General features: G+C 46.4%; 19 protein-coding genes, 1 tRNA gene and 1 pseudogene. 9 read left to right on the forward strand and 12 right to left on the reverse strand.

All coding sequences use genetic code 11. The features are described from left to right. Nucleotides 1–7: 7 nt before the first annotated feature. From YWE_RS27155 to YWE_RS29595, 3 genes are all read left to right on the forward strand, one after another. Nucleotides 8–436 (forward strand): phage tail protein, encoded by a 429-nt coding sequence (locus YWE_RS27155; RefSeq protein ID WP_051323313.1) that lies wholly within the window; start codon nt 8–10, stop codon nt 434–436. A 2-nt stretch (nt 437–438) separates the two neighbouring features. Then, complete coding sequence (locus YWE_RS0111860) at nt 439–1,545, forward strand: phage late control D family protein (RefSeq protein ID WP_051323314.1); 1,107 nt, start codon at nt 439–441, stop codon at nt 1,543–1,545. 63 nt (nt 1,546–1,608) lie between these two features. Next, nucleotides 1,609–1,824, forward strand: coding sequence for an ogr/Delta-like zinc finger family protein (locus YWE_RS29595; protein ID WP_407641200.1), 216 nt, complete (start codon nt 1,609–1,611; stop codon nt 1,822–1,824). Nucleotides 1,825–1,831: 7 nt separating this feature from the next. Here the strand turns inward: YWE_RS29595 and YWE_RS29005 are convergent, their stop codons facing one another. From YWE_RS29005 to YWE_RS0111875, 3 genes are all read right to left on the reverse strand, one after another. Next, nucleotides 1,832–2,746, reverse strand: coding sequence for a hypothetical protein (locus tag YWE_RS29005; RefSeq protein ID WP_029094730.1), 915 nt, complete (start codon nt 2,744–2,746; stop codon nt 1,832–1,834). Nucleotides 2,747–2,767: 21 nt separating this feature from the next. After that, nucleotides 2,768–3,343, reverse strand: a complete 576-nt coding sequence (locus tag YWE_RS0111870; protein WP_029094731.1) for a DUF4875 domain-containing protein — start codon at nt 3,341–3,343, stop codon at nt 2,768–2,770. Nucleotides 3,344–3,515: 172 nt separating this feature from the next. Continuing rightward, nucleotides 3,516–3,592, reverse strand: a tRNA-Ile gene (locus YWE_RS0111875). Nucleotides 3,593–3,736: 144 nt separating this feature from the next. Here YWE_RS0111875 and mug point away from each other — a divergent pair. Continuing rightward, nucleotides 3,737–4,237, forward strand: coding sequence for a G/U mismatch-specific DNA glycosylase (mug, locus tag YWE_RS0111880; RefSeq protein WP_029094732.1), 501 nt, complete (start codon nt 3,737–3,739; stop codon nt 4,235–4,237). A gap of 107 nt (nt 4,238–4,344) precedes the next feature. Here mug and rpoD read toward each other — a convergent pair whose 3' ends face one another. The 4 genes from rpoD to YWE_RS27165 all read right to left on the reverse strand — a co-directional run bounded on the left by rpoD (nt 4,345) and on the right by YWE_RS27165 (nt 10,232). Then, a complete protein-coding gene (rpoD, locus tag YWE_RS0111885) occupies nt 4,345–6,186 on the reverse strand; it encodes an RNA polymerase sigma factor RpoD (protein ID WP_029094733.1) in 1,842 nt (613 codons plus the stop codon). Nucleotides 6,187–6,342: 156 nt separating this feature from the next. Next, on the reverse strand, nt 6,343–8,094 hold the full coding sequence (gene dnaG, locus YWE_RS0111890) for a DNA primase (RefSeq protein WP_029094734.1): 1,752 nt from the start codon (nt 8,092–8,094) through the stop codon (nt 6,343–6,345). 150 nt (nt 8,095–8,244) lie between these two features. Continuing rightward, complete coding sequence (gene rpsU, locus YWE_RS0111895; RefSeq protein WP_027275017.1) at nt 8,245–8,460, reverse strand: 30S ribosomal protein S21; 216 nt, start codon at nt 8,458–8,460, stop codon at nt 8,245–8,247. A gap of 233 nt (nt 8,461–8,693) precedes the next feature. After that, a complete protein-coding gene (locus YWE_RS27165) occupies nt 8,694–10,232 on the reverse strand; it encodes a vWA domain-containing protein (protein ID WP_051323315.1) in 1,539 nt (512 codons plus the stop codon). A 312-nt stretch (nt 10,233–10,544) separates the two neighbouring features. Between YWE_RS27165 and tsaD the strand changes: the two genes are divergently transcribed. After that, entirely contained in the window at nt 10,545–11,567 is a 1,023-nt protein-coding gene (gene tsaD, locus YWE_RS0111910) for a tRNA (adenosine(37)-N6)-threonylcarbamoyltransferase complex transferase subunit TsaD (protein ID WP_029094736.1), read from the forward strand. A 61-nt stretch (nt 11,568–11,628) separates the two neighbouring features. Here the strand turns inward: tsaD and YWE_RS0111915 are convergent, their stop codons facing one another. Together YWE_RS0111915 and plsY are read right to left on the reverse strand one after the other, a co-directional pair. Continuing rightward, a complete protein-coding gene (locus YWE_RS0111915) occupies nt 11,629–11,919 on the reverse strand; it encodes a hypothetical protein (RefSeq protein WP_029094737.1) in 291 nt (96 codons plus the stop codon). A 26-nt stretch (nt 11,920–11,945) separates the two neighbouring features. Continuing rightward, nucleotides 11,946–12,602 carry a glycerol-3-phosphate 1-O-acyltransferase PlsY gene (plsY, locus tag YWE_RS0111920; RefSeq protein ID WP_029094738.1) on the reverse strand — a complete coding sequence of 219 codons (657 nt, stop codon included), beginning with the start codon at nt 12,600–12,602 and terminating at the stop codon, nt 11,946–11,948. Nucleotides 12,603–12,709: 107 nt separating this feature from the next. Here plsY and folB point away from each other — a divergent pair, with 107 nt between their 5' ends. Together folB and bacA are read left to right on the forward strand one after the other, a co-directional pair. Further along, nucleotides 12,710–13,063, forward strand: a complete 354-nt coding sequence (gene folB / locus YWE_RS0111925; RefSeq protein WP_029094739.1) for a bifunctional dihydroneopterin aldolase/7,8-dihydroneopterin epimerase — start codon at nt 12,710–12,712, stop codon at nt 13,061–13,063. Between the two features lie 198 nt (nt 13,064–13,261). Next, nucleotides 13,262–14,083 carry an undecaprenyl-diphosphate phosphatase gene (bacA, locus tag YWE_RS0111930; protein WP_029094740.1) on the forward strand — a complete coding sequence of 274 codons (822 nt, stop codon included), beginning with the start codon at nt 13,262–13,264 and terminating at the stop codon, nt 14,081–14,083. Between the two features lie 74 nt (nt 14,084–14,157). Here the strand turns inward: bacA and YWE_RS0111935 are convergent, their stop codons facing one another. The 3 genes from YWE_RS0111935 to YWE_RS0111945 form a co-directional block, all read right to left on the reverse strand. Then, a complete protein-coding gene (locus YWE_RS0111935) occupies nt 14,158–14,724 on the reverse strand; it encodes a hypothetical protein (protein WP_029094741.1) in 567 nt (188 codons plus the stop codon). 126 nt (nt 14,725–14,850) lie between these two features. Next, complete coding sequence (locus YWE_RS0111940) at nt 14,851–16,086, reverse strand: multifunctional CCA addition/repair protein (protein WP_029094742.1); 1,236 nt, start codon at nt 16,084–16,086, stop codon at nt 14,851–14,853. A 106-nt stretch (nt 16,087–16,192) separates the two neighbouring features. After that, nucleotides 16,193–16,810, reverse strand: a complete 618-nt coding sequence (locus YWE_RS0111945) for a TIGR04211 family SH3 domain-containing protein (RefSeq protein WP_029094743.1) — start codon at nt 16,808–16,810, stop codon at nt 16,193–16,195. A 206-nt stretch (nt 16,811–17,016) separates the two neighbouring features. Here YWE_RS0111945 and YWE_RS0111950 point away from each other — a divergent pair, with 206 nt between their 5' ends. After that, complete coding sequence (locus tag YWE_RS0111950; protein WP_029094744.1) at nt 17,017–18,309, forward strand: CYTH domain-containing protein; 1,293 nt, start codon at nt 17,017–17,019, stop codon at nt 18,307–18,309. Nucleotides 18,310–18,437: 128 nt separating this feature from the next. Continuing rightward, nucleotides 18,438–21,197, forward strand: a pseudogene (gene glnE, locus YWE_RS0111955) (bifunctional [glutamate--ammonia ligase]-adenylyl-L-tyrosine phosphorylase/[glutamate--ammonia-ligase] adenylyltransferase); the annotation flags it as partial. Nucleotides 21,198–21,206: the final 9 nt, after the last annotated feature.

Below are 21,206 nucleotides of genomic sequence, written 5' to 3' on the forward strand. Positions count from 1 at the left end.
TGAATTTATGATGATGATACTAGGTATGTTCCCGTTCATGTTAAAAACGGTTCCTTATCAGGAATTCCAACAAACAAAATCATGGCGCTTTCCGACAAATAACCGCGTTGGTAAGTCGCCTGCAGTTCAGTTTACGGGAATTAATAATGACACAATCACCTTATCCGGTGTTTTATTGCCAGAGTTTACCGGCGGGAGATTGTCCATGTTTGGATTAAAGACAATGGCCGATGCGGGTATGGCTTGGCCTTTGATTGAGAGTAGCGGCGCGATATATGGCATGTTTGTTATTGAGAGTATTACGGAAAATAAATCATTCTTTTTTAAGGATGGAACGGCCCGCCGAATTGAATTTACCATTAATCTTAAGCGCACCGATGATGGCCTTCTGGATATGCTGGGGAGTTTAGGTGAGAAAATAGCGGGGTTGTTCTGATTATGCTTGGTGGAATAATTAACGCCCTGACCGCAAACCCTTTAGCCCCTGACTTTAAGTTGTCTATTGCAAGCAAAGATATTACAAAATCGCTAAGCAGTCGGTTAATTTCATTGTCTTTAGCTGATAACAGAGGCTTTGAAGTAGACCAGCTTGATATCACCTTGGATGATAGCGATCAGGTGTTGGAGCTGCCACCGCGTGGCGCTGTCATTTCTTTATCATTGGGCTGGAACGGTGAGCCGTTAATTGATAAAGGAGATTTTACCGTAGATGAGATTAGTCACTCAGGAACGCCGGATGTATTAACCATCCGTGCGCGTAGCGCTGATTTTCGTGGGAATATGAATATCCGCCGTGAAAAATCTTACCACGAGACAACATTAGGCGAGATCATTTGGGGGATGGCTGAGGCCAATGATTTAGCGTTTAAAATATCGCCTGAACTAGCAGAAATAGAGATTGAACATATAGATCAGACCGGTGAAAGTGATGGTAGTTTCTTAACTCGACTAGCTCAAGATTACGGAGCGATAGCAACAATTAAAAAGGGACAATTATTATTTATTCAACCGGGTACCGGGCTAACTGCATCAGGCCATAGTTTAGAGCCTTTTTTACTTAAACGAAGTGATGGTGATAGCCATCAATTTAACATCGCCGATCGTGATGCTTATACTGGCGTAACTGCAAATTGGATGGATACCAACACCAAAGACAAATCGAAGGCCACCATTAAGCGCAAGCCTAGAAAGCAAGCTACAGATGATGACTCCGATTTAGAGCGAGACAAAGATAAAGAGTATCTAATCGGGACTGATGAAAACGTTTTTGTTATGCGCCATACCTACGCATCAAAGAGTAATGCTATGCGGGCAGCTAAAGCCAAATGGGAGCAACTGCAAAGAGGTGTGGCAACATTCAGCATTCAGTTAGCGCGTGGTCGCCCTGAGCTTTTTCCTGAAACACCGGTCATAGTTTCAGGCTTTAAGAAGCCGATAGATGAGGCTCTATGGATTATTAAAGCTGTAAGCCATAGCTTGAGTGATGGCGGCTTTACAACCTCTTTAGAGTTAGAGGTAAAGATTGAAGATATTGAACTCGAATAATCGCTTTTTGTGAATTAATGTAATATTATTCACGAAACGATATTTTTTGAGGGGTGGTATATGATGCGTTGTAAGAAGTGTGGGTATGCTGCCCATGCCCGCAGTAGTTATGAGATAACGATAACGACAAAAGAACGTTATTATCAATGTATAAACATTGAATGTTCACATACGTTTATTGCTCATGAAACTTATGTACGATCGATCGTTAGTCCCGGAAGTGTTGAGCCAGTTTCAGTACATCCAGTCAACAATACGCAAGCCTCCTTACAGTTATAGTAATATATTATTTCTTACTGGCTGATATTGTGAATGCCTTTTCAGGAAAAAAACAATCCGTATGAAGAGCATATGCTAGTAAGTTCTTTAAAGTTAATTCTATTGCATTATCTTTTATGTTTAGCAAACCAAAAAGATGGTCAACTATTCTAACAATACTTGATAATACTACTTTAAATTCATCTTCACTTTTAAACGACATCGCCAGATCGGAGGGAGAATTGTTTTCATAAAAGAACCCATCAGTATCATAGCCAATAAAAAGATAAATACTTTGAATTCTCGTGGCAATTTCTACAAACAGTTGTCCTTTCATCCCTTCGCATAGCACAGCTTCCGTCTGACTAGAGTGGTTTATATTTGCCAAAAATTTTACATAGTTGAGGCGCTTTTCTATTTCTTGAAATTGAGATGTAAAGCCGCCTGTAAACGAGGTGTCTACCTTAAAGCTCGCTCCTGATTCAGCAGAGGATTCTTTATATATAGAATAGAATAACTTGTATGTATATTGCATCTCAAAGGTATAGTTTTTGAGTGTCCCATCATTGTTGACTCTAGTTAATTTCGTTGATGGTAATGTTTTGAATAGGTCGACCATGGCTTTGAGTTGGGTATAAAAACTATCCGGTAAATTTTTATCAATAGTTAATTGGATCTGTTTTGCTGTTTGAATTGTTCGATGTATGTGAGCGACAATAGCTACTGCTGGAATTGAAATTGACAATAAATATAATGGGAATTGGCTGATTTCAAGAAAAGTAACATATGATGCTTTAGAAAAACCGATAGTATAATCACACCATACAGGAACACCCGTAATAAAAAAAAGTAAAATAGGTATTATTATGGCAAGCTTAAAGGGCCCTTGTTGACTAAGATCTTCATCATTAAATCCGAATAATTTGCTTTTCGTCTTTTTCATATACTGATCCTTAGTATGTTTTTACGGTATAGTAACAGGCTCTAACTCAATGTAGGGTACATCAACTTCACTTGGCTTTATTCTTAATTTTTTTACCACATCTGCAGTTATTTTTTCATCCTCAAAAATTCCTTTCTTAGCCAGTTCATTGGCGCTTTTTATTGACTGGCTCCATATCTGAATAGCTTTATCAGTTATCTTAATATCCGATGCTCTCACATCCCACTTAATACCATTGCATGGCGCACCTGCAGGCCCGCAACCATCCGCATAATACTCAGCCTGAGCCAATAACGCCCCCGATCCAAGCAGTGACTTAGCCGGAATCAATGAAATACTGACTACGGTAATTTTATCTTTTTCTGTCTTATCATTAACGGCTTGTTTTACCACCGCTGCCCGGCTCGCTTTATCCTGTGCCGTTGGTGCAATGATGGTTATGCTCGCCCTGAGCCGCTGGCTTCCTATTGATGTATTTGTATCTTGGATAATTTCATAAGCAATCGGTGTAGCCATCGCGATACTGGCGCAGGCGAATAATGATGATCCTATTATTAATCGGGTTGCAATGTTTCGTAATTTAAGCAAGGTAGTCATACATAAAATCCTATCTATAGTTCAGGGATGGGCTACATACTACATTTGAATAGACATCATCTCATTGACTTTAATGCAGAAACCTATCGCCATTTCATCGCCACTTTTCGACAGGCATTAAAAAGCCCACTTAATAAAGTGGGCTTAACTATCTGAACTTACTACTAAAATTTGGTGGCCCCTGCTGGACTTGAACCAGCGACCAAGCGATTATGAGTCGCGTGCTCTAACCAACTGAGCTAAGGGGCCGAGTGGCGGGGATTATACGGTAATACTTATCCTTTCGTCCATAGCTTGATTGTGCAAGCGTCGATTTTATGAGCAGTTGTAGGTGGTTGTATTTATTGGTAGCGTAGTCTGTGTATGGTTTAGGCAATAATGGGTAGGGTATTGATGATAACGGATATTTTGCGGCCCGGCTTACAGGTGGTGTTTTGTGGCATAAATCCCGGGCTGAAAACGGCATCCAGCGGCTTTCATTTTGCCGATGCGACTAACCGCTTTTGGAAAGTGCTGTATCAGGCCGGATTAACCAAAACGCTTTTAACGCCCGAAGATGAACTGATGCTATTAGATAATAACTGCGGTATTACCATGCTGGTTGAACGACCAACGGTACGCGCCGATCAACTCTCCTCAGAAGAACTGAAACAGGGGGGAGCGGCTTTGATTGAGAAGGTCGAATATTATCAGCCCAAAGCCGTGGCTATTTTAGGAAAGCAGGCCTACCACATGGCTTTTGGCGTGCGTAATGCTAAGTGGGGTAAGCAGGATATAACGATAGGACAGACTCAGGTGTGGTTATTGCCTAATCCTAGCGGCTTAAATAGGGCAACGCTGGATCAACTGGCCGATTCATACCGTGAGCTAGGGGTTGCGTTACAGAGCCTCTAAGCCACGGAGCAGGCGACTGATAATCCCTTGACCTAACGATAAACAAAGCATAATAAAAAACCCGCCGAAGCGGGTTTTTTGACGGTAACGTCTACATCAACGGATGACTAGTCATCAAGGAAGCTGCGCAGAACTTCTGAGCGGCTTGGGTGACGTAATTTACGCAGTGCTTTAGCTTCGATCTGACGAATACGCTCACGGGTTACGTCGAACTGTTTGCCCACTTCTTCTAAGGTGTGGTCAGTGTTCATATCGATACCGAAACGCATACGCAGGACTTTCGCTTCACGGGCTGTCAGGCCGGCTAACACATCGTGAGTCGCAGAACGCAGGCTTTCAGATGTGGCAGAATCCAGCGGCAGCTCAAGGGTGGTATCCTCGATAAAATCACCCAGATGCGAATCTTCATCGTCGCCGATTGGCGTTTCCATGGAGATTGGCTCTTTAGCAATTTTCAGCACTTTACGGATTTTGTCTTCCGGCATCAGCATACGCTCAGCCAGCTCTTCCGGCAGCGGTTCACGACCCATTTCTTGCAGCATCTGGCGTGAAATACGATTGAGTTTGTTGATGGTTTCAATCATATGCACCGGAATACGGATGGTGCGCGCCTGATCGGCAATCGAACGGGTGATAGCCTGACGGATCCACCATGTTGCATAAGTTGAGAACTTATAGCCACGGCGGTATTCAAACTTATCTACTGCCTTCATCAGACCGATATTACCTTCCTGAATCAGATCCAGGAACTGTAGGCCACGGTTGGTGTACTTTTTAGCAATAGAAATAACCAGACGTAAGTTAGCTTCAACCATCTCTTTCTTCGCACGGCGGGCTTTCGCTTCACCGATAGACATACGACGGTTAATATCTTTAACCTGTTCGATGGTTAAGCCAGTTTCTTCTTCAATCAAACGTAGCTTATGAATGCTGCGTTCAACTTCTTCACTCACGTCTTTTAGCTTTTCAGACCAAGGTTTACCCATGGCTAATGCAGCTGAAAACCAAGTTGAGCTGGTTTCATTACCGGCAAATAGGGTGACGAAGTTTTTCTTCGGCATTTTACTTTGTTCAACACACAGCTTAAGGATCAGGCGTTCTTGAGTACGCACTCGGTCCATCATCTGACGCATGTTGTTAACAAGGTAATCAAACTGCTTTGGTACCAGTCGGAACTGCTTGAATACTTCAGATAGCTTTAAGATTTCTTCAACGGCTTTAGCGTGGCTGCGACCGTGCTCTTTAATGGCTAAACGGGCAGCTTCATATTGTTCACGCAGGTCGTTGAATTTTTCACGGGCTAACTCAGGATCAATACCGATATCTTCATCAGCATCATCATCCGCGTCTTCGTCTTCATCGTCGTCATCATCCTGCTCTTCGCTGGATAATTCAGAACCGACATGTGTTGCGGCAGGCCCGATGGTATCGTCTGCATTAGGGTCGATAAACGCAGTGATAATGTCAGACAGGCGAGTTTCACCGGTCTCAACGCGATCGTATTGCTCTAACAGATAGGTAATAGCCTCAGGATATTCAGCAACTGAGCACTGAACCTGATTAATCCCTTCTTCAATACGCTTAGCGATGTCGATTTCGCCCTCGCGGGTTAACAGCTCAACGGTACCCATTTCACGCATATACATGCGTACCGGGTCCGTTGTCCGTCCGATCTCGGATTCAACGCTAGACAATACTTGTGCGGCAGCTTCTGCAGCATCTTCATCGGTATCTGCAGTGTTTTCTGCCAGCATTAGATCATCGGCATCAGGTGCTATTTCCATCACCTGAATACCCATATCATTGATCATCTGAATGATGTCTTCGATCTGATCGGAGTCGATGATATCTTCTGGCAGATGGTCATTGACCTGAGCATAGGTCAGGTAGCCTTGCTCCTTGCCCAGGGTAACAAGAAGTTTAAGCTGTGACTGCGGGTTTTGCTCCATAAGACGGTATCCACACTTCAGAGTATTTAAATTTTATCGGCTAGGCCGGTCATGATAAGTAGTCGGGCTATTTTTATCAGCTGTCGCCTTTAATAACAGCTATACGCGGGAACTTATATCCCGCAATGTTCGGCACTTAAGCCGTGATAGGTTGCATTAATCTTTTTTAGCCAGGGCCATATTTAACGACCATAGCTCTTTGCGTTCTTCAGAACTGAGCCCGTGGGTTCTGTCACGAGCAATTAACTCTTCCTGACGCTGTTCCAATACTGAATCATACAGTTTGCCTAACGTATCAAGAAAAGTTGCTTCAATCATGTCCTCTACAATCATGTGGTTCCATGTTGCTAAGGTTTCAAGCTGTTGACTAAATTTATTACCACGATATAGCTCTAAAAGTTGCCCGGTGGTTAATCCCGGCTGAGCCATACAGGTGTTGACCAGTTCAATAAACAGTTCGACTCCCGCCAAACCTGTTTGTTCCAGACCTTGTATAGATGGTATTTGTGCCGCTAACTGTGGGCGCTGAATCAACAGCCCTATTAGTATACGCATAGTTGTACGTTTTAGCTGCGGCGGTTGATAATTACTCTGCTCGGTCTCAAGCTGTTTAGGCATAAGCTTATCAAGCTGGCTGTCATCAAGAATTCCAAGCTTCTGCCCCAGCTGTTGGCGCAGATATAAACGTAATGTCTCACCGGGTACTTTGGTGATTAAAGGTAATGCCAGAGTACTTAGTTTAGCACGTCCGTCAGGTGAACTAAGGTCAACCTGAGGCATTAGTGTATCAAATAAAAAGGTAGAAAGTGGTTGGGCTAGTTCTAAACGATGCTCAAAAGCCTCTTTACCTTCTTTCCTTACTAACGTATCCGGATCTTCTCCGTCAGGTAAAAACATAAAGCGTAGCTGACGGCCATCAGTTAAATAGGGTAGTGCGGTTTCTAAAGCACGCCATGCGGCTTCGCGTCCTGCATTATCACCGTCGTAGCAACAAACAACGTTATCGGTACTGCGAAACATCAGCTGGATATGTTCTGCGGTTGTTGATGTCCCTAACGATGCGACAGCGTAATCGATACCGAACTGTGCCAGCGCGACAACGTCCATATAACCTTCAACAACCAGCAACTTGTTGAGTTGGTTATGGTTTAACTGTGCTTCGTAAAGACCATATAGCTGGCGGCCTTTATGGAATATTTCTGTTTCTGGTGAGTTCAGGTATTTCGGCGTACCGTTGCCTAAAATACGACCACCAAATGCAATGACCCGGCCACGCTTGTCACGGATAGGGAACATAATTCGTTCACGAAACCGGTCATAGCTACGGCCATTATCGTTAGTCACCAGCATTCCGGCATCACTGAGTGATTCCCGATTCTCCGCTGAGCGACCAAAGCGTTTTAATACGTTGTCCCAACCTGCAGGTGCAAAGCCGATGGCAAAACGCTGTACGATATCATCACTTAAACCGCGCTGTGCCAGATAGTTACGGGCATCTTGTGACTGCGGCTGGTTGAGTGACTCTTGATAAAACTGCGCCAGAGGCTCCATTAACTGATAGAGACTTTGCCTTTGGTGCCGTTCAAGTTGGCTACTGCCGGTCCCGGATTCATAAGGAACCTCAAGACTATGCATGCTTGCCAGCTCTTCGATACTTTCTACGAACTCTAAGCGATCGAAGTTCATCAGAAAATCAACGGCGTTGCCATGAGCTCCACAGCCGAAGCAATGGTAAAACTGTTTCTCACCGTTTACGGTAAAAGAGGGCGTTTTTTCATTATGGAAGGGACAACAGGCGTGATAGTTCTTGCCTTGCTTTTTCAGCTTTACACGGGCATCTATCAGATCGACGATATCCGTTCGGGCCAGCAAGTCATTAATAAATACGCGTGGGATTCGTCCTGCCATTAAGCCTCAAATTCGTAAATCTATAAATGAGAATAAGCCGCGCTTTCCTTTCGGAAGGCACGGCATACTTATATGCAGTTAGCTACAACGAGCTCTAGCTAAAAGACCAACCTGCGCATTAATTGCGCGTTCGGACTAATCCGGAAGAAATTAATACAGGCGGGTGCGGCGTGCGTTTTCACGAGCTAATTTCTTCGCGTGACGTTTCACAGCAGAAGCTTTAGCGCGCTTACGTTCAGTTGTTGGTTTTTCGTAGAATTCACGGCTACGAACTTCGGCCAAGATACCTGCTTTTTCACATGAACGTTTGAAGCGACGTAATGCAACGTCAAATGGCTCGTTTTCGCGTACTTTAATTACCGGCATGTGCCTCTCACCTCGATAAAAATCGGTTTAGCTGCTGGCGCTGTGCCAGCTATATTCAAAATGGTGCGGAATTCTACTGCGAATAGGGCCTGCTTGTAAACCCCTGTTACTGATTCGTTCATCAGAGATTGGAGAAAAATGGCTTTTTTCATTGTATCAACTGCAACCACAACGTCATTATCCGAAACAATCGGCCATCATACACCTGACCGACCGATTGTTTCAGCAATAAATTATTTTACTGTGCCTTTTATTGGCGAAGAAGAAGGCAGCTGATTTTGAGCTGCTTCTACTAGCTGAATAAACTCACCGCGTAGTTCAAACTGGTCACTTCCTTTACCGTCATTCGCCAGCTTAAGGGTGTCATTCAGCGTAAACTTACCGGTAGTCGCTCCGTTATCTTTTAGCTGTTGAGCAAAAGCGGCAACGGCGGCTGAGAAACGGAAATCTTTACTGCTGTTATTCAGTGCGGTTTCCATTTGAGTTGCCGGAACCGGCATCTCTATCCGTTGAGAAGCACCATTACTTGGTTGCTTATAACGAATATGGACCATCGCCATTTCTTTGGTTGAACGTAAGTTACTGTTTGAGTCTGGCGTATAAATCGGGCCGTAAGCCTCACCAGGCCAGTTTTCATAACCACCCGCAGGAACGACTTCATATAACGCAGTTAATGTCTGACCGGTCACTACAGCGCCTTTACTGGCGGCACCGTTGTTGCGTTCTGACTGGTAACCCAGCAGACGATAAGCTTTGACATAGCTCGGGTTAAACTCAACGTTCATGGCGAACTCATTGGCAACGTGAGTCTGCGTTGAGTTCAGCTGTTGATCCCAGACTTTATCGGCATCACGGATGTTATCAATATAGGCAGAGACTCCGTTACCTTCATAGGCTATTTCAGCCAAAGAAGAAGGCTGGAACTTGCTTACGCCAACGCCTAGGGTTGTCAGCGAAATATTGCCCTGCTGTTGGCTAAAGAAATTCTGAACGCTTGGAATATCACTAAAGCCGGCATTGAAGCCGCTGTTTCCGGCCAGAATCACACGATTGATTCCGCCTTGAATATAGCGCTGGTTAGCCAGACTATAGGCTTGAGCTAAGCGCTCACTGTCTTTACCCGCTTTTCCGCTGGAGATCTTACCAATAGCCGACAGGATCTTATCTCTTTCTGCGCCGGAGGTCGGGGCCAATAGCACGCCTTTATCGCCGGATGAAGTGATGATTGACAGCGTATCTTGCTTGGTCAGCTTTTCAGCCAGACGTGTCAGACTCTGTCTAATCAATGCAAGATCGGAACCGTCGGTACCCACGAATATCACCAAATTGGCTGCCGGGCGTTCTGCGGCCTTAATATCGTCAGCTTTCACTGCAATACGCAGTAATTTCGTATTCTGATTCCAAGGCGTTTGTGATGTCTCGCTCATGGCAGAAAAAGGAATGCGGCCGCGTGGCTGCGGGTAGTCATACGGGAAGAAGTTAACCCACTCGGCTAATTTGATACCGTTTTTTTCCGGTAAAGCCCCGCGGGTTACTGAACGGCGCATATTGTTATAACTGCCGTTGTTTTGTCCTGCAGACATCAAAATTTCAGGACCAGTTTGTGTATTTTGTTTATACATCTGGTTTGATGGCTGATCCGGAACTCCCGCTGTTTTAACCGCAGAAGGAAGGTTTGCATTAGGATCACTGGAGCTACATCCACTGATGGCTAGAGCACTCAGTAATGCCAGAGATGTTATTCCACGTTTAACACTTTGAGCTTTAGTCATTTCAATCTCAACCAGATTAATTGTTTATACGTTGGACGGACAAAATAGATGCGCAGCATACCTAGAGTATTGGGTGCGCTCAAGTAGCTTCACGCGATAGTTTATAGAAAATCGTCGAAAAATGCCGCTAATTGATTATATTTCAGGAGTATTTTTCCTGATGTCAGGGATTGTTGTTTTTGCACTTGCGGCATGTGGTATTATTCACCGATGGCAGGGGCCGTTTTGTGATGCCCTATTGCTTGTTTTCGGTTTAAGAAAACGAAGGTGCCAATCAATAAATTAATCAATTCAGAGGCTGTTTAGCAGGCTATGCGCATATTAGGTATAGAAACGTCGTGTGATGAAACCGGCGTGGCAATATATGACGATACAATGGGACTCTTGGCTGACCAGTTATATAGTCAGGTCAAACTGCATGCGGATTACGGCGGTGTGGTGCCAGAGCTGGCATCCCGCGATCACGTGCGCAAAACGGTACCCTTGATTCAGGCTGCATTAAAACAGGCTAATTTAACCGCTGCCGATATCGATGGCGTGGCTTACACCGCAGGGCCCGGCTTAGTCGGTGCGCTGTTAGTCGGGGCAACCATTGGCCGCTCACTGGCGATGGCCTGGGACGTGCCGGCAATCCCGGTGCATCATATGGAAGGGCATTTACTCGCCCCGATGCTGGAAGATAATCCGCCCGAATTTCCGTTTGTTGCCCTGTTGGTTTCCGGCGGGCATACACAGCTTATTAGCGTGACGGGCATTGGTGAATATGAGCTGCTGGGGGAGTCGATTGATGATGCTGCCGGCGAAGCCTTTGATAAAACCGCCAAGCTATTAGGCTTGGATTATCCCGGTGGTCCGCTGTTATCAAAGATGGCACAGCAAGGCATTGCCGGTCGCTTTACCTTTCCTCGCCCGATGACCGATCGCCCGGGGCTGGATTTTAGTTTCTCAGGTTTAAAGACTTTTGCTGCCAATACTATTCGTCAGTCCGGTGATGATGAACAAACTAAAGCGGATATTGCGCGGGCTTTTGAAGATGCGGTGGTCGATACTTTGGCGATTAAATGCAAACGTGCGCTGGATCAGACCGGATTTAGCCGCTTGGTCATGGCCGGTGGCGTGAGCGCTAACCGTACGCTGCGCAGCAAACTGGCCGCCATGATGGAACAACGTCGCGGCGAAGTCTTCTATGCTCGCCCTGAATTTTGTACCGATAATGGTGCGATGATTGCCTATGCCGGCATGGTGCGGTTGAAAGCCGGAGAGAACAGCGGATTGGCGGTTTCCGTTCGGCCGCGTTGGCCGTTGGATCAGTTGCCTGCTGTTGGGGCCATATAACATCGAATCAGTTGCGAATGATAAGAATGCCGGGTTTTTTATTTGCCCGGTATTTTTTTGTCTATTTGTTTTTAGGATCGCTATCAACGAGCCAAACTTTAGTACCGACAAGTAGAAATGATTTATCGACACTAGCAGGAATAGAGAAGGGGACATGATTTATCGGTTTTCCCCGACAAAATGATTCAAACCCATCAATTTCGGAACAGATTTTTGCTCCATTCGGCGTTTCTAATATTATTTTATTTTTGATATACACCTTGGCGGGGAAAGCATGGGGTATTCCCGGAGTAATAACGTAGCCACGACCACTTATTTGAAATACATCTTCGATTTCACATAATAATCGCATTGGTATCTACTACCTGTTTAGTTGTTTTAATCGGGTTTATCTTTATTCTCTTCGACAGGCTCTACGGAGCTGGCTTCTTCTGCTTTCTTCTTCCTGAACCGATCCCAAATCTTGCCTTCTTGCCCTCGCCACAGGCGCTGAATATTGTCATGGTGGCGAATCAGTACCAGACAGGAGAGCAGGGCGACAGGAAAGGTAAATTGGGGCTTGAACCACCAGGTATAAAACGGGGCGATCAGAGCGCTAATAATGGCGCCAAGAGAAGAGTACCCGCTGAGCAGAACGGTCAGTAACCATGTGCCGGTCATCAGGCCGGTGAGATCCCAACCAATTGGCGCGATAGCACCAAATGCGGTTGCCACCCCTTTACCGCCACGGAAATGAAAAAAGATAGGGTAGATATGGCCGAGACAGGCTGCAATGGCGGTTAAACCAAGGTATAACGGGGATAATTCCAGTTTATAGGCCACCCATACCGGCAGCATGCCTTTTAAGACATCAAAAATTAACACTGCCGCTGCGGCTGCTTTCCCACCGATTCGTAATACGTTAGTTGCTCCGGGATTACCGGAACCGTTTTCACGGGGATCGGGCAGTTTGGCTAATCGACAAACCAATACTGCGCTGGATATGGAGCCACATAGATAGGCGATAATGATCATGCCAAGCGCGATAGCACTCATAAACTCGATTCCATCTAATAGTTGTCGTTTTACTCTCTACTAGTGTGGATAATACGCAAATTCCGCCTGAAGTGGTATGGCTTAATTGAAAAACTGAGAATCATGTGATGGATATTGTATTTATAGAACAGCTTAATGTAATCACCACCATTGGTGTTTATGACTGGGAACAGACCATTCGTCAGCGATTAGTGTTCGATATCGAAATGGGCTGGGACAACCGTAAAGCAGCAGCCAGTGACAATGTTGAAGATTGCCTGAGCTACGCTGATGTCAGTGAAGCGATTATTGAAAAAGTCGAAAACCAACGTTTTGCTTTGGTTGAGAGAGTGGCCGAAGAGGTAGCCGATCTGCTGATGACGCGCTTTTCTATCCCCTGGATCAAAATTAAAGTCAGTAAGCCGGGTGCTGTTGCCGCCGCAAAACAGGTGGGTGTGATTATTGAACGGGGCTCTCGCTAATAGTGACTGCGGTGGGGTAGACCTATATCAACTATACTCATGGCGATTCTTTCCGTACTGATAAGAAAAGGATTGCCGTGTGATGAAACTAAAAAAGATTATGTCTGTCAGATTTGCACCGGGATCTTAAGCTATCCTTAAGTTTTTTATCGTATTGTTTTATTGATTTTTTTTATTCTTTGGCAAGGAATTTTATAAATGACAGACCTCCACGCGCTGTTGATTGCGTGTATTCTCGGAATTGTTGAAGGATTAACTGAGTTTCTACCAGTATCATCGACAGGCCACATGATTATTGTTGGCGAGCTATTAGGCTTCACCGGTGATAAGGCTTCCACATTTGAAGTGGTTATTCAGTTAGGCTCAATTCTGGCCGTTGTCGTTGTTTTTTGGCGCCGACTGTTTGGCTTAATTGGTATTCATTTTGGTCAGGTTCCACATGAAGGAAAGGGGAATACCCGCCTGACGCTGGGGCATATTCTTCTTGGGATGTTACCTGCGGTGATTGCCGGATTCGCTTTACATGATGATATTAAAGAGCACCTGTTTAGTACTCGAAATGTGATGTATGCCCTGATTGCCGGCGGATTGTTATTGATTGCGGCTGAAGTCCTTAAACCTAAAAAGCCAAGGGCTGAAGGGCTGGATGATATGACATATCGTCAGGCTTTTATTATCGGTTGCTTCCAGTGTTTGGCATTATGGCCCGGATTTTCTCGTTCCGGCGCCACGATTTCCGGCGGAATGTTGATTGGCGTAAGCCGTTATGCTGCCTCTGAATTCTCGTTTATTCTGGCCGTTCCGATGATGCTGGGTGCTACGGTTCTGGTGCTATATAAAGGTATTAACGGGCTGGTATGGGGCGATTTACCGATGTTTGCCGTTGGCTTTGTCACCGCATTTATTGTGGCATTGCTGGCGATTAAAACCTTCCTTAACCTGATTAAACGTTTTTCGTTTATTCCATTTGCGATTTACCGCTTTTTTGTGGCGGGCGTAATTTATGTCGTTTTCTTTTAATCAGTTAGCTTAACAAAACCATAAAGCCTCAGAAGGTCATTCTGAGGCTTTATGTTTAGTGACGCACGCAGTACTCAGGGAATAACCGCAACGTTGGCATAGACCACGCCGCCATAGCTCCCCGGCTGATAGGTATTGTGCGCCTGTCGGGATTCAACCACGAAAACAATCTCTTTTTCAGCGTGATTTTGCTGTTTTGTCAGCACATAACTATTGTCTGCCCCTGAGCGAAGGAACTCTTTTCTTTCTGCCCCTTCAATGGTGGAGACTTTATAGTTCATCTGTTCCAGCCGAGAACCGCTGCTGCTGTTAAGCACAAAGGGAGCTCCGTTTGCTGAATTCCCATCATCCAATGTGATTTTCACCCGATTTTCGCCGCTATTGTTACTCCATAAGCGTAGTGGTTTTACGCCTAAGGTATCGGCTGATAGCGCCGTTGAACGGGCATAATGACTGCCAGCGGGGATTAAGCGTAGATCGATTTCAGTGACTGGCGTTCCCTGTGGATCGGTAATAAACGCACTATCAGGAACCTCTGCGGTAATATTAAAACGGGTGTCATAGTGGGAAGGGGCGGTAGCCAGTGCTGCTGTGGAAAACAGCACGCCGGTTACGCCTGCGATCAGGGTTCTAATTTTCATACCGCATTACCTATTTTGATAAATCTAAATAAATTAACTCTGATGGTTTCCGGCAGGCTCTGAAGCCATCAGAAACGAGATATAATCCATTTATCTCTATCAAAAATAAGTATAGCTGAATTGTCTTTACTCAACGGGGGCGTTAGTTTCTTTCCACTGCGCTAAAACTGATGTACGACGTTGATTTAGCTGGTTTTTAATTTCAGCTCCGGTATAACCCGCATCAACAATATCTTTCACCGATACCGAATTAGCAACGGCATAAGCCTGCTTGAGGTAGTCAGCCTGAGGATAGGCTCTATTTTGCCATCCGGCGCGACCGCGATAATCGGCTTCACTGACTAATGCCATCTGTTCCAGACGCGACGGTTTTCTCCAGACATCAATGGTATTAAATAAGTTTAATAGGGTGGATGCCCGTAGCTTATAAATGGTATGGATTTGGTCGTGAAATTCCGAAACCAGACGGGCAAGCTCCCGAGTGCTGGTCGGAATTTTAAACCGTTGGCAAATATTTTCGACCAGCCTGACCCCGGCTAAACCATGACCATGATGGTGAGGCCACTCTTCTTTAGGGGTAAGGCCTTTACCAACGTCATGTAGCAGGGCCGAAAACCGAATATCAACATCATCAGATAACTGTGCTGCCACTTCCAGAACCATCAGAACGTGAACGCCGGTATCAATTTCCGGATGCCATTTTTCCGGTGCAGGCACGCCGAACAGGTTATCGATTTCCGGAAATAATACTGCCAGAGCTCCGCAGTCTCTTAATACCTGGAAGAACACCTGAGGGCTTTGAGTCGATAAGGCTTTCTCCGTCTCTTTCCATACGCGTTCAGGGGTAAGGTTGGCGATCTCACCGCTATTGACGATTTGTTTCATTAACGCCTGTGTTTCTGGCGCAATAGTAAATCCCAGCAAATGAAAACGGGCCGCGAAGCGGGCGATTCTGAGAACGCGTAGAGGATCTTCACTAAACGCCGGGGAGACATGGCGCAGAATGCGAAGTTCCAGATCCCGGCGGCCGTGATAAGGATCGATCAGGCTACCGTCGCTATCTTGAGCAATGGCATTGATGGTTAAATCGCGACGCAGCAGGTCTTGTTCCAGCGTAACCTCAGGGTCGGCATGGCAGATAAAACCGGTATAGCCTGAGCCGGATTTACGCTCAGTTCGGGCCAGCGCGTGTTCATCATGGGTTTCAGGGTGCAGAAATACCGGAAAGTCTTTTCCTACCTGCTGATAGCCCTGAGTGAGCATTTCTTGCGGCGTGGCACCGACAACAACCCAGTCATATTCATGGGTGGGTAAGCCTAATAATTGGTCGCGGACAGCACCGCCGACAAGATAGGTTTTCACGTCATCTCCGAATTATTTTTGCACATCACTAATCTTAATTAATTAAAACGCCGGACAAACTACGCCGGCGTTTTTATGGGCTTGATCGAGCGGATATTGATGAAAATTAATTCATCCAGCGATCTTTCTTACGACGGCGTACCAGGTGCGGCAGAATAAGCCCTAAAATCAGGCCTACGCCGGCAACGCCACCGCCATACATGAACCACTGTTGAATAATGGCCCGCTGCTTATCATCTAGCTGAACGCTGATCTCACTGACCTTTTTCTTAGCGGCAGCCAGCTCGTCTTTGAGCTGCTGGTTTTCCTGCTTAAGGCCGTTAATTACTGAATTGCTGCTATCCACCTTCTGGCGCATATCGGTGGTACGTTGATTCCAGTCGCTATCAACGGATGCCAGCCGGTCAGTTAATTCTTTAACCTGCTGTTCAAGCTCAGGAACGCGAACTTTAGCGCTCGGTTCGGTAGTCAGTTGATCCAACAGGATCCAAACTGTACGGCCCCGGCTATCGATTATCTGAGCATATTTATTGGCAGAGCTTAATAACTCAACCTTCTCACCTGCGCTGATTGTTCCGGCAACTTTATAGTTATCACCGGGACCGGTGCGCAGAGAAGTCGAGAAATCCTCAGTAACGTATCGATTTTCGGCAGCATTGACATTAAATGCGGCCAAAGTCAGCGACGTCAGTAGGGTGATGTAGATTGATCGTAATATAAGCATTGTCTGTAATTTTATCTTGTTTAGAATTTGCGTATGTATGGATAGTAGTGGGTTAAGGGATGGGGTGCAATGTAAAAACCTTGTTGTAGCGGGATTAACCGAACAAAGTGCGTGATTTTTCACATAAATATTGCGGTAAATTGCTACACTTGACCCACGACTTATTGTCGCCCGATTTTATCGATATATTGACCGCGGAAACAACTATGACCGTTGAAATAGAACTCAAGTTTATTGCCAGTCCTGCTGCCGTAGCGGCATTGCCTGAATGCCTGTCCAAACTTAAAGTACAGCATCAGGAAACGCTACATCTGATAAATACTTACTATGATACCGATGCGGGCTTATTACGCTCTCATCGTTTTGGTTTAAGAGTAAGAGGATGTAACGATAGCTACGAAATGACGCTGAAAAGTGGCGGGAAAGTGGTTAACGGTATTGTGCATCGGCCTGAATATAATATCCCTTTACCGACTAACGCCTTGGATATAAGCCTGCTGCCGCAAGAGGTTTGGCCGCACGGAACCGAAGTTGCTGAATTGGCCTCGGCCTTGAAGCCGCTATTTACCACTAATTTCCAACGTCAGCTCTGGCTGGTCAGCTTTCAGCAAAGCGTCATTGAAATTGCGCTCGATACCGGGACTATCGTTGCCGGTGAACAAAGTGAAGGGATTAGTGAACTTGAGCTGGAGCTGAAGCAAGGCAATGCTGCGGATATGCTGGCACTGGCCCAGCAGTTTACCACCGTGGAAGGATTACGTTTAGGGAGCCAAAGTAAAGCCGCCCGTGGATACCAGTTGCTGAATGCTAATGAATCCGCTGAATTACCCGAGATGACGGTGCTAGTTCCGGCGGCAAAAATTACCGTAGAGCAAGGTTTAGAAGCCTCTTTGGAGTGGGCGCTTTCTCAATGGCAACAGTATGAGCAGTCTTGGTTTGAAGGTCATGCCCAGGCTCAGAAATATGTCAGCCGCTCGTTAACCAGCGTACGCCAGATTCTGGTTGTTTTTGGCGGTATGATACCGCGTAAAGCTACCGCACCCTTGCGTGAACGGCTGGCTGAGTTGGAACAACAGTTAGCAGCAAAATGCCCGGCGCAGGACATCATCTATCAGCCCGGCTATTTACAACTTAAGCTTGCCCTGATGGCCTGGATGATGAATAAGGGCTGGAGGCTGTTTGTTGATAATAAGTCTAAAGACAAGCTTGCCGGCTCTTTTAAACGCTTTGCTGACGTCACGATGTCCCGCTGCTTATCTGAGCTGAAAGAGGCATTTGCCAAGCAACTGACCAACGACGGCTATAACGATCAGCAGGTCCGCCTTGAGAAACAAATTATCAGTTTCTACATGCTCGCTGGTGCCTATGAGCAATCAGAGTCTCTGCCTTATATCCAGACATGGCAACGGCTGTTTGACGCTCAGGGCGATCGTGATGTATTACGCCGCGCGGCGCTGGAGCAGCCTCCGTTTTGGCTTAACAGCGGTCAGCACCTCTGATTTAGCAGTCCTATCTTATTGGCTTATTGGCACCATAAGGATTGAATATGTTGGTACTTCCCCCATTTCTCGATGCTCTGCGGATTAAACGCCAGACGCAGTTGGCGTCTTTGTCAGATACAACCATAGCGTTTAGTCCGCAAGACGGTATAGCTCTGGCGTTGAGTGATTTTGTCAGCGATAGCCTGTTGCAACATCCGGATTGGTGGGAAGAGCTACACACTAACGTCCCCTCCGTCGGGGACGCTATTCATTATGCCGAATGGCTACACAATGCATTGGCAGATATCACTGATGAAGCCGCTTTGATGCGCGTGCTGCGGGATTTTCGTCGCAGAATGATGGTCCGTATCTCATGGGCCCAAAGCCTGAATCTGTTTAATACAGTTGAAGTCCTCCATCAGCTTAGTCAGCTAGCTGAAGTGCTGATTATTGCAGCCAGAGACTGGCTATATGAGGTTTGCTGTCGGGAATGGGGAACGCCGGTTAACGCGAAAGGGGCCCCTCAAACGCTGTTTATACTGGGAATGGGGAAACTGGGCGGCGGTGAGCTGAACTTTTCATCCGATATTGATTTGATCTTTGCCTATCCGGAGAACGGTCAAACCGCCGGCGGGCGCCGTGAATTAGATAATGCACAGTTTTTTACCCGTTTGGGCCAGCGGCTGATTAAAGCGTTAGATCAGGTCACTCAGGAAGGTTTTGTCTACCGGGTGGATATGCGCTTACGCCCTTTTGGCGACAGCGGGCCGCTGGTCTTTAGCTTCAGTGCATTGGAAGATTACTATCAAGAGCAGGGGCGGGACTGGGAACGTTACGCCATGGTCAAAGCCCGAATTATGGGTGACCAAAATGATAGCTACAGCAAAGAGCTTAAAGGCATGCTGCGGCCGTTTGTCTTTCGCCGTTATATCGATTTCAGCGTTATCCAGTCTTTACGCAATATGAAAGGAATGATTGCCAGAGAAGTGCGCCGCCGCGGGCTGTCTGACAATATTAAACTGGGTGCCGGTGGTATCCGTGAAATTGAATTTATTACTCAGGTATTCCAGCTTATTCGCGGCGGACGTGAACCCGGCCTACAGGGAAATTCGTTACTACCAACCCTACAGGCAATAGCCGGCTTAGAGCTATTATCACAAGAACAGGTAGACTCCCTGAGCCAAAGCTACCTTTATCTGCGCCGGTTAGAGAACTTATTACAGGCAATTGCTGACCAGCAAACCCAAACTTTACCGACCGACTCGCTGGACCGAGAGCGGCTTGCCGTCGGTATGGGGTGCCCGGACTGGGAGCAACTGACACAACAGATTGACCAACATATGAGTGCCGTCAGGGAAATTTTCAGTAATCTGATTGGTGACGATTCACCGGATATTGAAGAAGACTCGCGTTATCTGCGTTACAACACGCTGTGGCAGGATGAGCTTGATGCCGGTGAACTGGCCTGTTTAATGCCACTGCTGGATGAATCGGCCTGCGGTCATGTCGGGGCCCATCTGAATGATTTTCGCCACGATCTGGATAAGCGTTCAATCGGCCAGCGGGGCCGCGACGTACTGGATACGCTGATGCCGCGTTTGCTGTCAGAGGTTTGCCAGCGTGATGACGCCGATAGCGTATTACCCCGGCTGACTCATCTGATTCTGAGCATCGTGACCCGCACTACCTATCTTGAGCTGCTGATGGAATATCCGTCGGCATTGACTCACTTAATTCGTCTGTGCGCAGCATCACCGATGGTGGCAAGTAAGCTGGCCCGTTATCCGATTCTATTGGATGAATTACTCGACGTTAATTCGTTGTATCAGGCTATCCCTCTTAGCGCCTACCGTGATGAACTGCGTCAGTTCTTGCTGCGGGTGCCTGAAGAGGACGAAGAGCAGCGGCTTGAGGCATTACGTCAGTTTAAGCAAACTCAGCTATTGCGCATTGCCGCCGCAGATATTGCCGGCGCATTGCCGGTGATGAAAGTGAGCGATCACTTAACCTATCTGGCCGAAGCGATTATTGATGCGGTTATCCAGCAGGCCTGGTTTCAGATTACTGCCCGCTACGGGCAGCCGACTCACCTGTATGAGCGTGAAGGGCGAGGCTTTGCCGTTGTTGCTTACGGTAAGTTAGGTGGAATCGAACTGGGCTACGGATCCGATCTGGATTTAGTCTTTTTAGTCGACTGCCCTGAAAACATTGTGACTGACGGTGAGCGTAGCATTGACGGTCGCCAGTTTTATTTACGCTTGGCCCAGCGGATTATGCATTTATTTAGCGCCCGGATGGCTTCAGGCATTTTGTATGAAGTCGATGCCAGGCTGCGCCCGTCCGGAGAGTCCGGCCTGTTAGTCAGTACTATCAGTGCGTTTGAAGATTATCAGCGTAATGAGGCATGGACATGGGAGCATCAGGCGTTAGTACGTACTCGCATCGTGTACAGCGATCCGATATTACACCAAGAGTTCGACCATGCCCGCCACGAAATACTCTGCCTCGCCAGAGATGAACATCAGCTTAAGCAGGACGTTCGGGAAATGCGTGAGAAAATGCGCAGCCACCTCGGCAGTAAAGACTCCGACCTGTTTGATTTAAAAACGGATGAAGGCGGAATTACTGATATTGAATTTATTGCCCAATATCTGGTGCTACGTTATGCCCATCAGCAGCCGAAGCTAACCCGTTGGTCTGATAACGTGCGGATTTTTGAGCTGATGGCTAACTATCAGATTATGGATGAAGCCGAGGCCGCAGCGTTAACGAAGGCTTATGTCACTATGCGTGATGAAATTCATCATTTGGCGCTACAGGATAAGCCGGGAAAAGTGCCGGTAAGCAGTTTTGCCGAAGAAAAGCAGCAGGTTAATCAGAGCTGGAAGAAGTGGTTGAGCGAATAGCTTGGTCTG

The organism is Budvicia aquatica DSM 5075 = ATCC 35567 (assembly GCF_000427805.1).
GTDB classification, from domain to species: domain Bacteria; phylum Pseudomonadota; class Gammaproteobacteria; order Enterobacterales; family Enterobacteriaceae; genus Budvicia; species Budvicia aquatica.

What these genes read in the sequence shown, in the direction of transcription:
- YWE_RS0111945 (WP_029094743.1), bottom strand. Translation starts at nt 16,810, where the DNA reads ATGCTTATATTACGATCAATCTACATCACCCTACTGACGTCGCTGACT.
- YWE_RS0111860 (WP_051323314.1), top strand. Translation starts at nt 439, where the DNA reads ATGCTTGGTGGAATAATTAACGCCCTGACCGCAAACCCTTTAGCCCCT.
- dnaG (WP_029094734.1), bottom strand. Translation starts at nt 8,094, where the DNA reads ATGGCAGGACGAATCCCACGCGTATTTATTAATGACTTGCTGGCCCGA.
- bacA (WP_029094740.1), top strand. Translation starts at nt 13,262, where the DNA reads ATGACAGACCTCCACGCGCTGTTGATTGCGTGTATTCTCGGAATTGTT.
- tsaD (WP_029094736.1), top strand. Translation starts at nt 10,545, where the DNA reads ATGCGCATATTAGGTATAGAAACGTCGTGTGATGAAACCGGCGTGGCA.
- YWE_RS0111915 (WP_029094737.1), bottom strand. Translation starts at nt 11,919, where the DNA reads ATGCGATTATTATGTGAAATCGAAGATGTATTTCAAATAAGTGGTCGT.
- mug (WP_029094732.1), top strand. Translation starts at nt 3,737, where the DNA reads ATGATAACGGATATTTTGCGGCCCGGCTTACAGGTGGTGTTTTGTGGC.
- YWE_RS0111950 (WP_029094744.1), top strand. Translation starts at nt 17,017, where the DNA reads ATGACCGTTGAAATAGAACTCAAGTTTATTGCCAGTCCTGCTGCCGTA.
- rpsU (WP_027275017.1), bottom strand. Translation starts at nt 8,460, where the DNA reads ATGCCGGTAATTAAAGTACGCGAAAACGAGCCATTTGACGTTGCATTA.
- rpoD (WP_029094733.1), bottom strand. Translation starts at nt 6,186, where the DNA reads ATGGAGCAAAACCCGCAGTCACAGCTTAAACTTCTTGTTACCCTGGGC.
- folB (WP_029094739.1), top strand. Translation starts at nt 12,710, where the DNA reads ATGGATATTGTATTTATAGAACAGCTTAATGTAATCACCACCATTGGT.
- YWE_RS29005 (WP_029094730.1), bottom strand. Translation starts at nt 2,746, where the DNA reads ATGAAAAAGACGAAAAGCAAATTATTCGGATTTAATGATGAAGATCTT.
- YWE_RS29595 (WP_407641200.1), top strand. Translation starts at nt 1,609, where the DNA reads ATGCGTTGTAAGAAGTGTGGGTATGCTGCCCATGCCCGCAGTAGTTAT.
- YWE_RS27155 (WP_051323313.1), top strand. Translation starts at nt 8, where the DNA reads ATGATGATGATACTAGGTATGTTCCCGTTCATGTTAAAAACGGTTCCT.
- plsY (WP_029094738.1), bottom strand. Translation starts at nt 12,602, where the DNA reads ATGAGTGCTATCGCGCTTGGCATGATCATTATCGCCTATCTATGTGGC.
- YWE_RS27165 (WP_051323315.1), bottom strand. Translation starts at nt 10,232, where the DNA reads ATGACTAAAGCTCAAAGTGTTAAACGTGGAATAACATCTCTGGCATTA.
- YWE_RS0111935 (WP_029094741.1), bottom strand. Translation starts at nt 14,724, where the DNA reads ATGAAAATTAGAACCCTGATCGCAGGCGTAACCGGCGTGCTGTTTTCC.
- YWE_RS0111870 (WP_029094731.1), bottom strand. Translation starts at nt 3,343, where the DNA reads ATGACTACCTTGCTTAAATTACGAAACATTGCAACCCGATTAATAATA.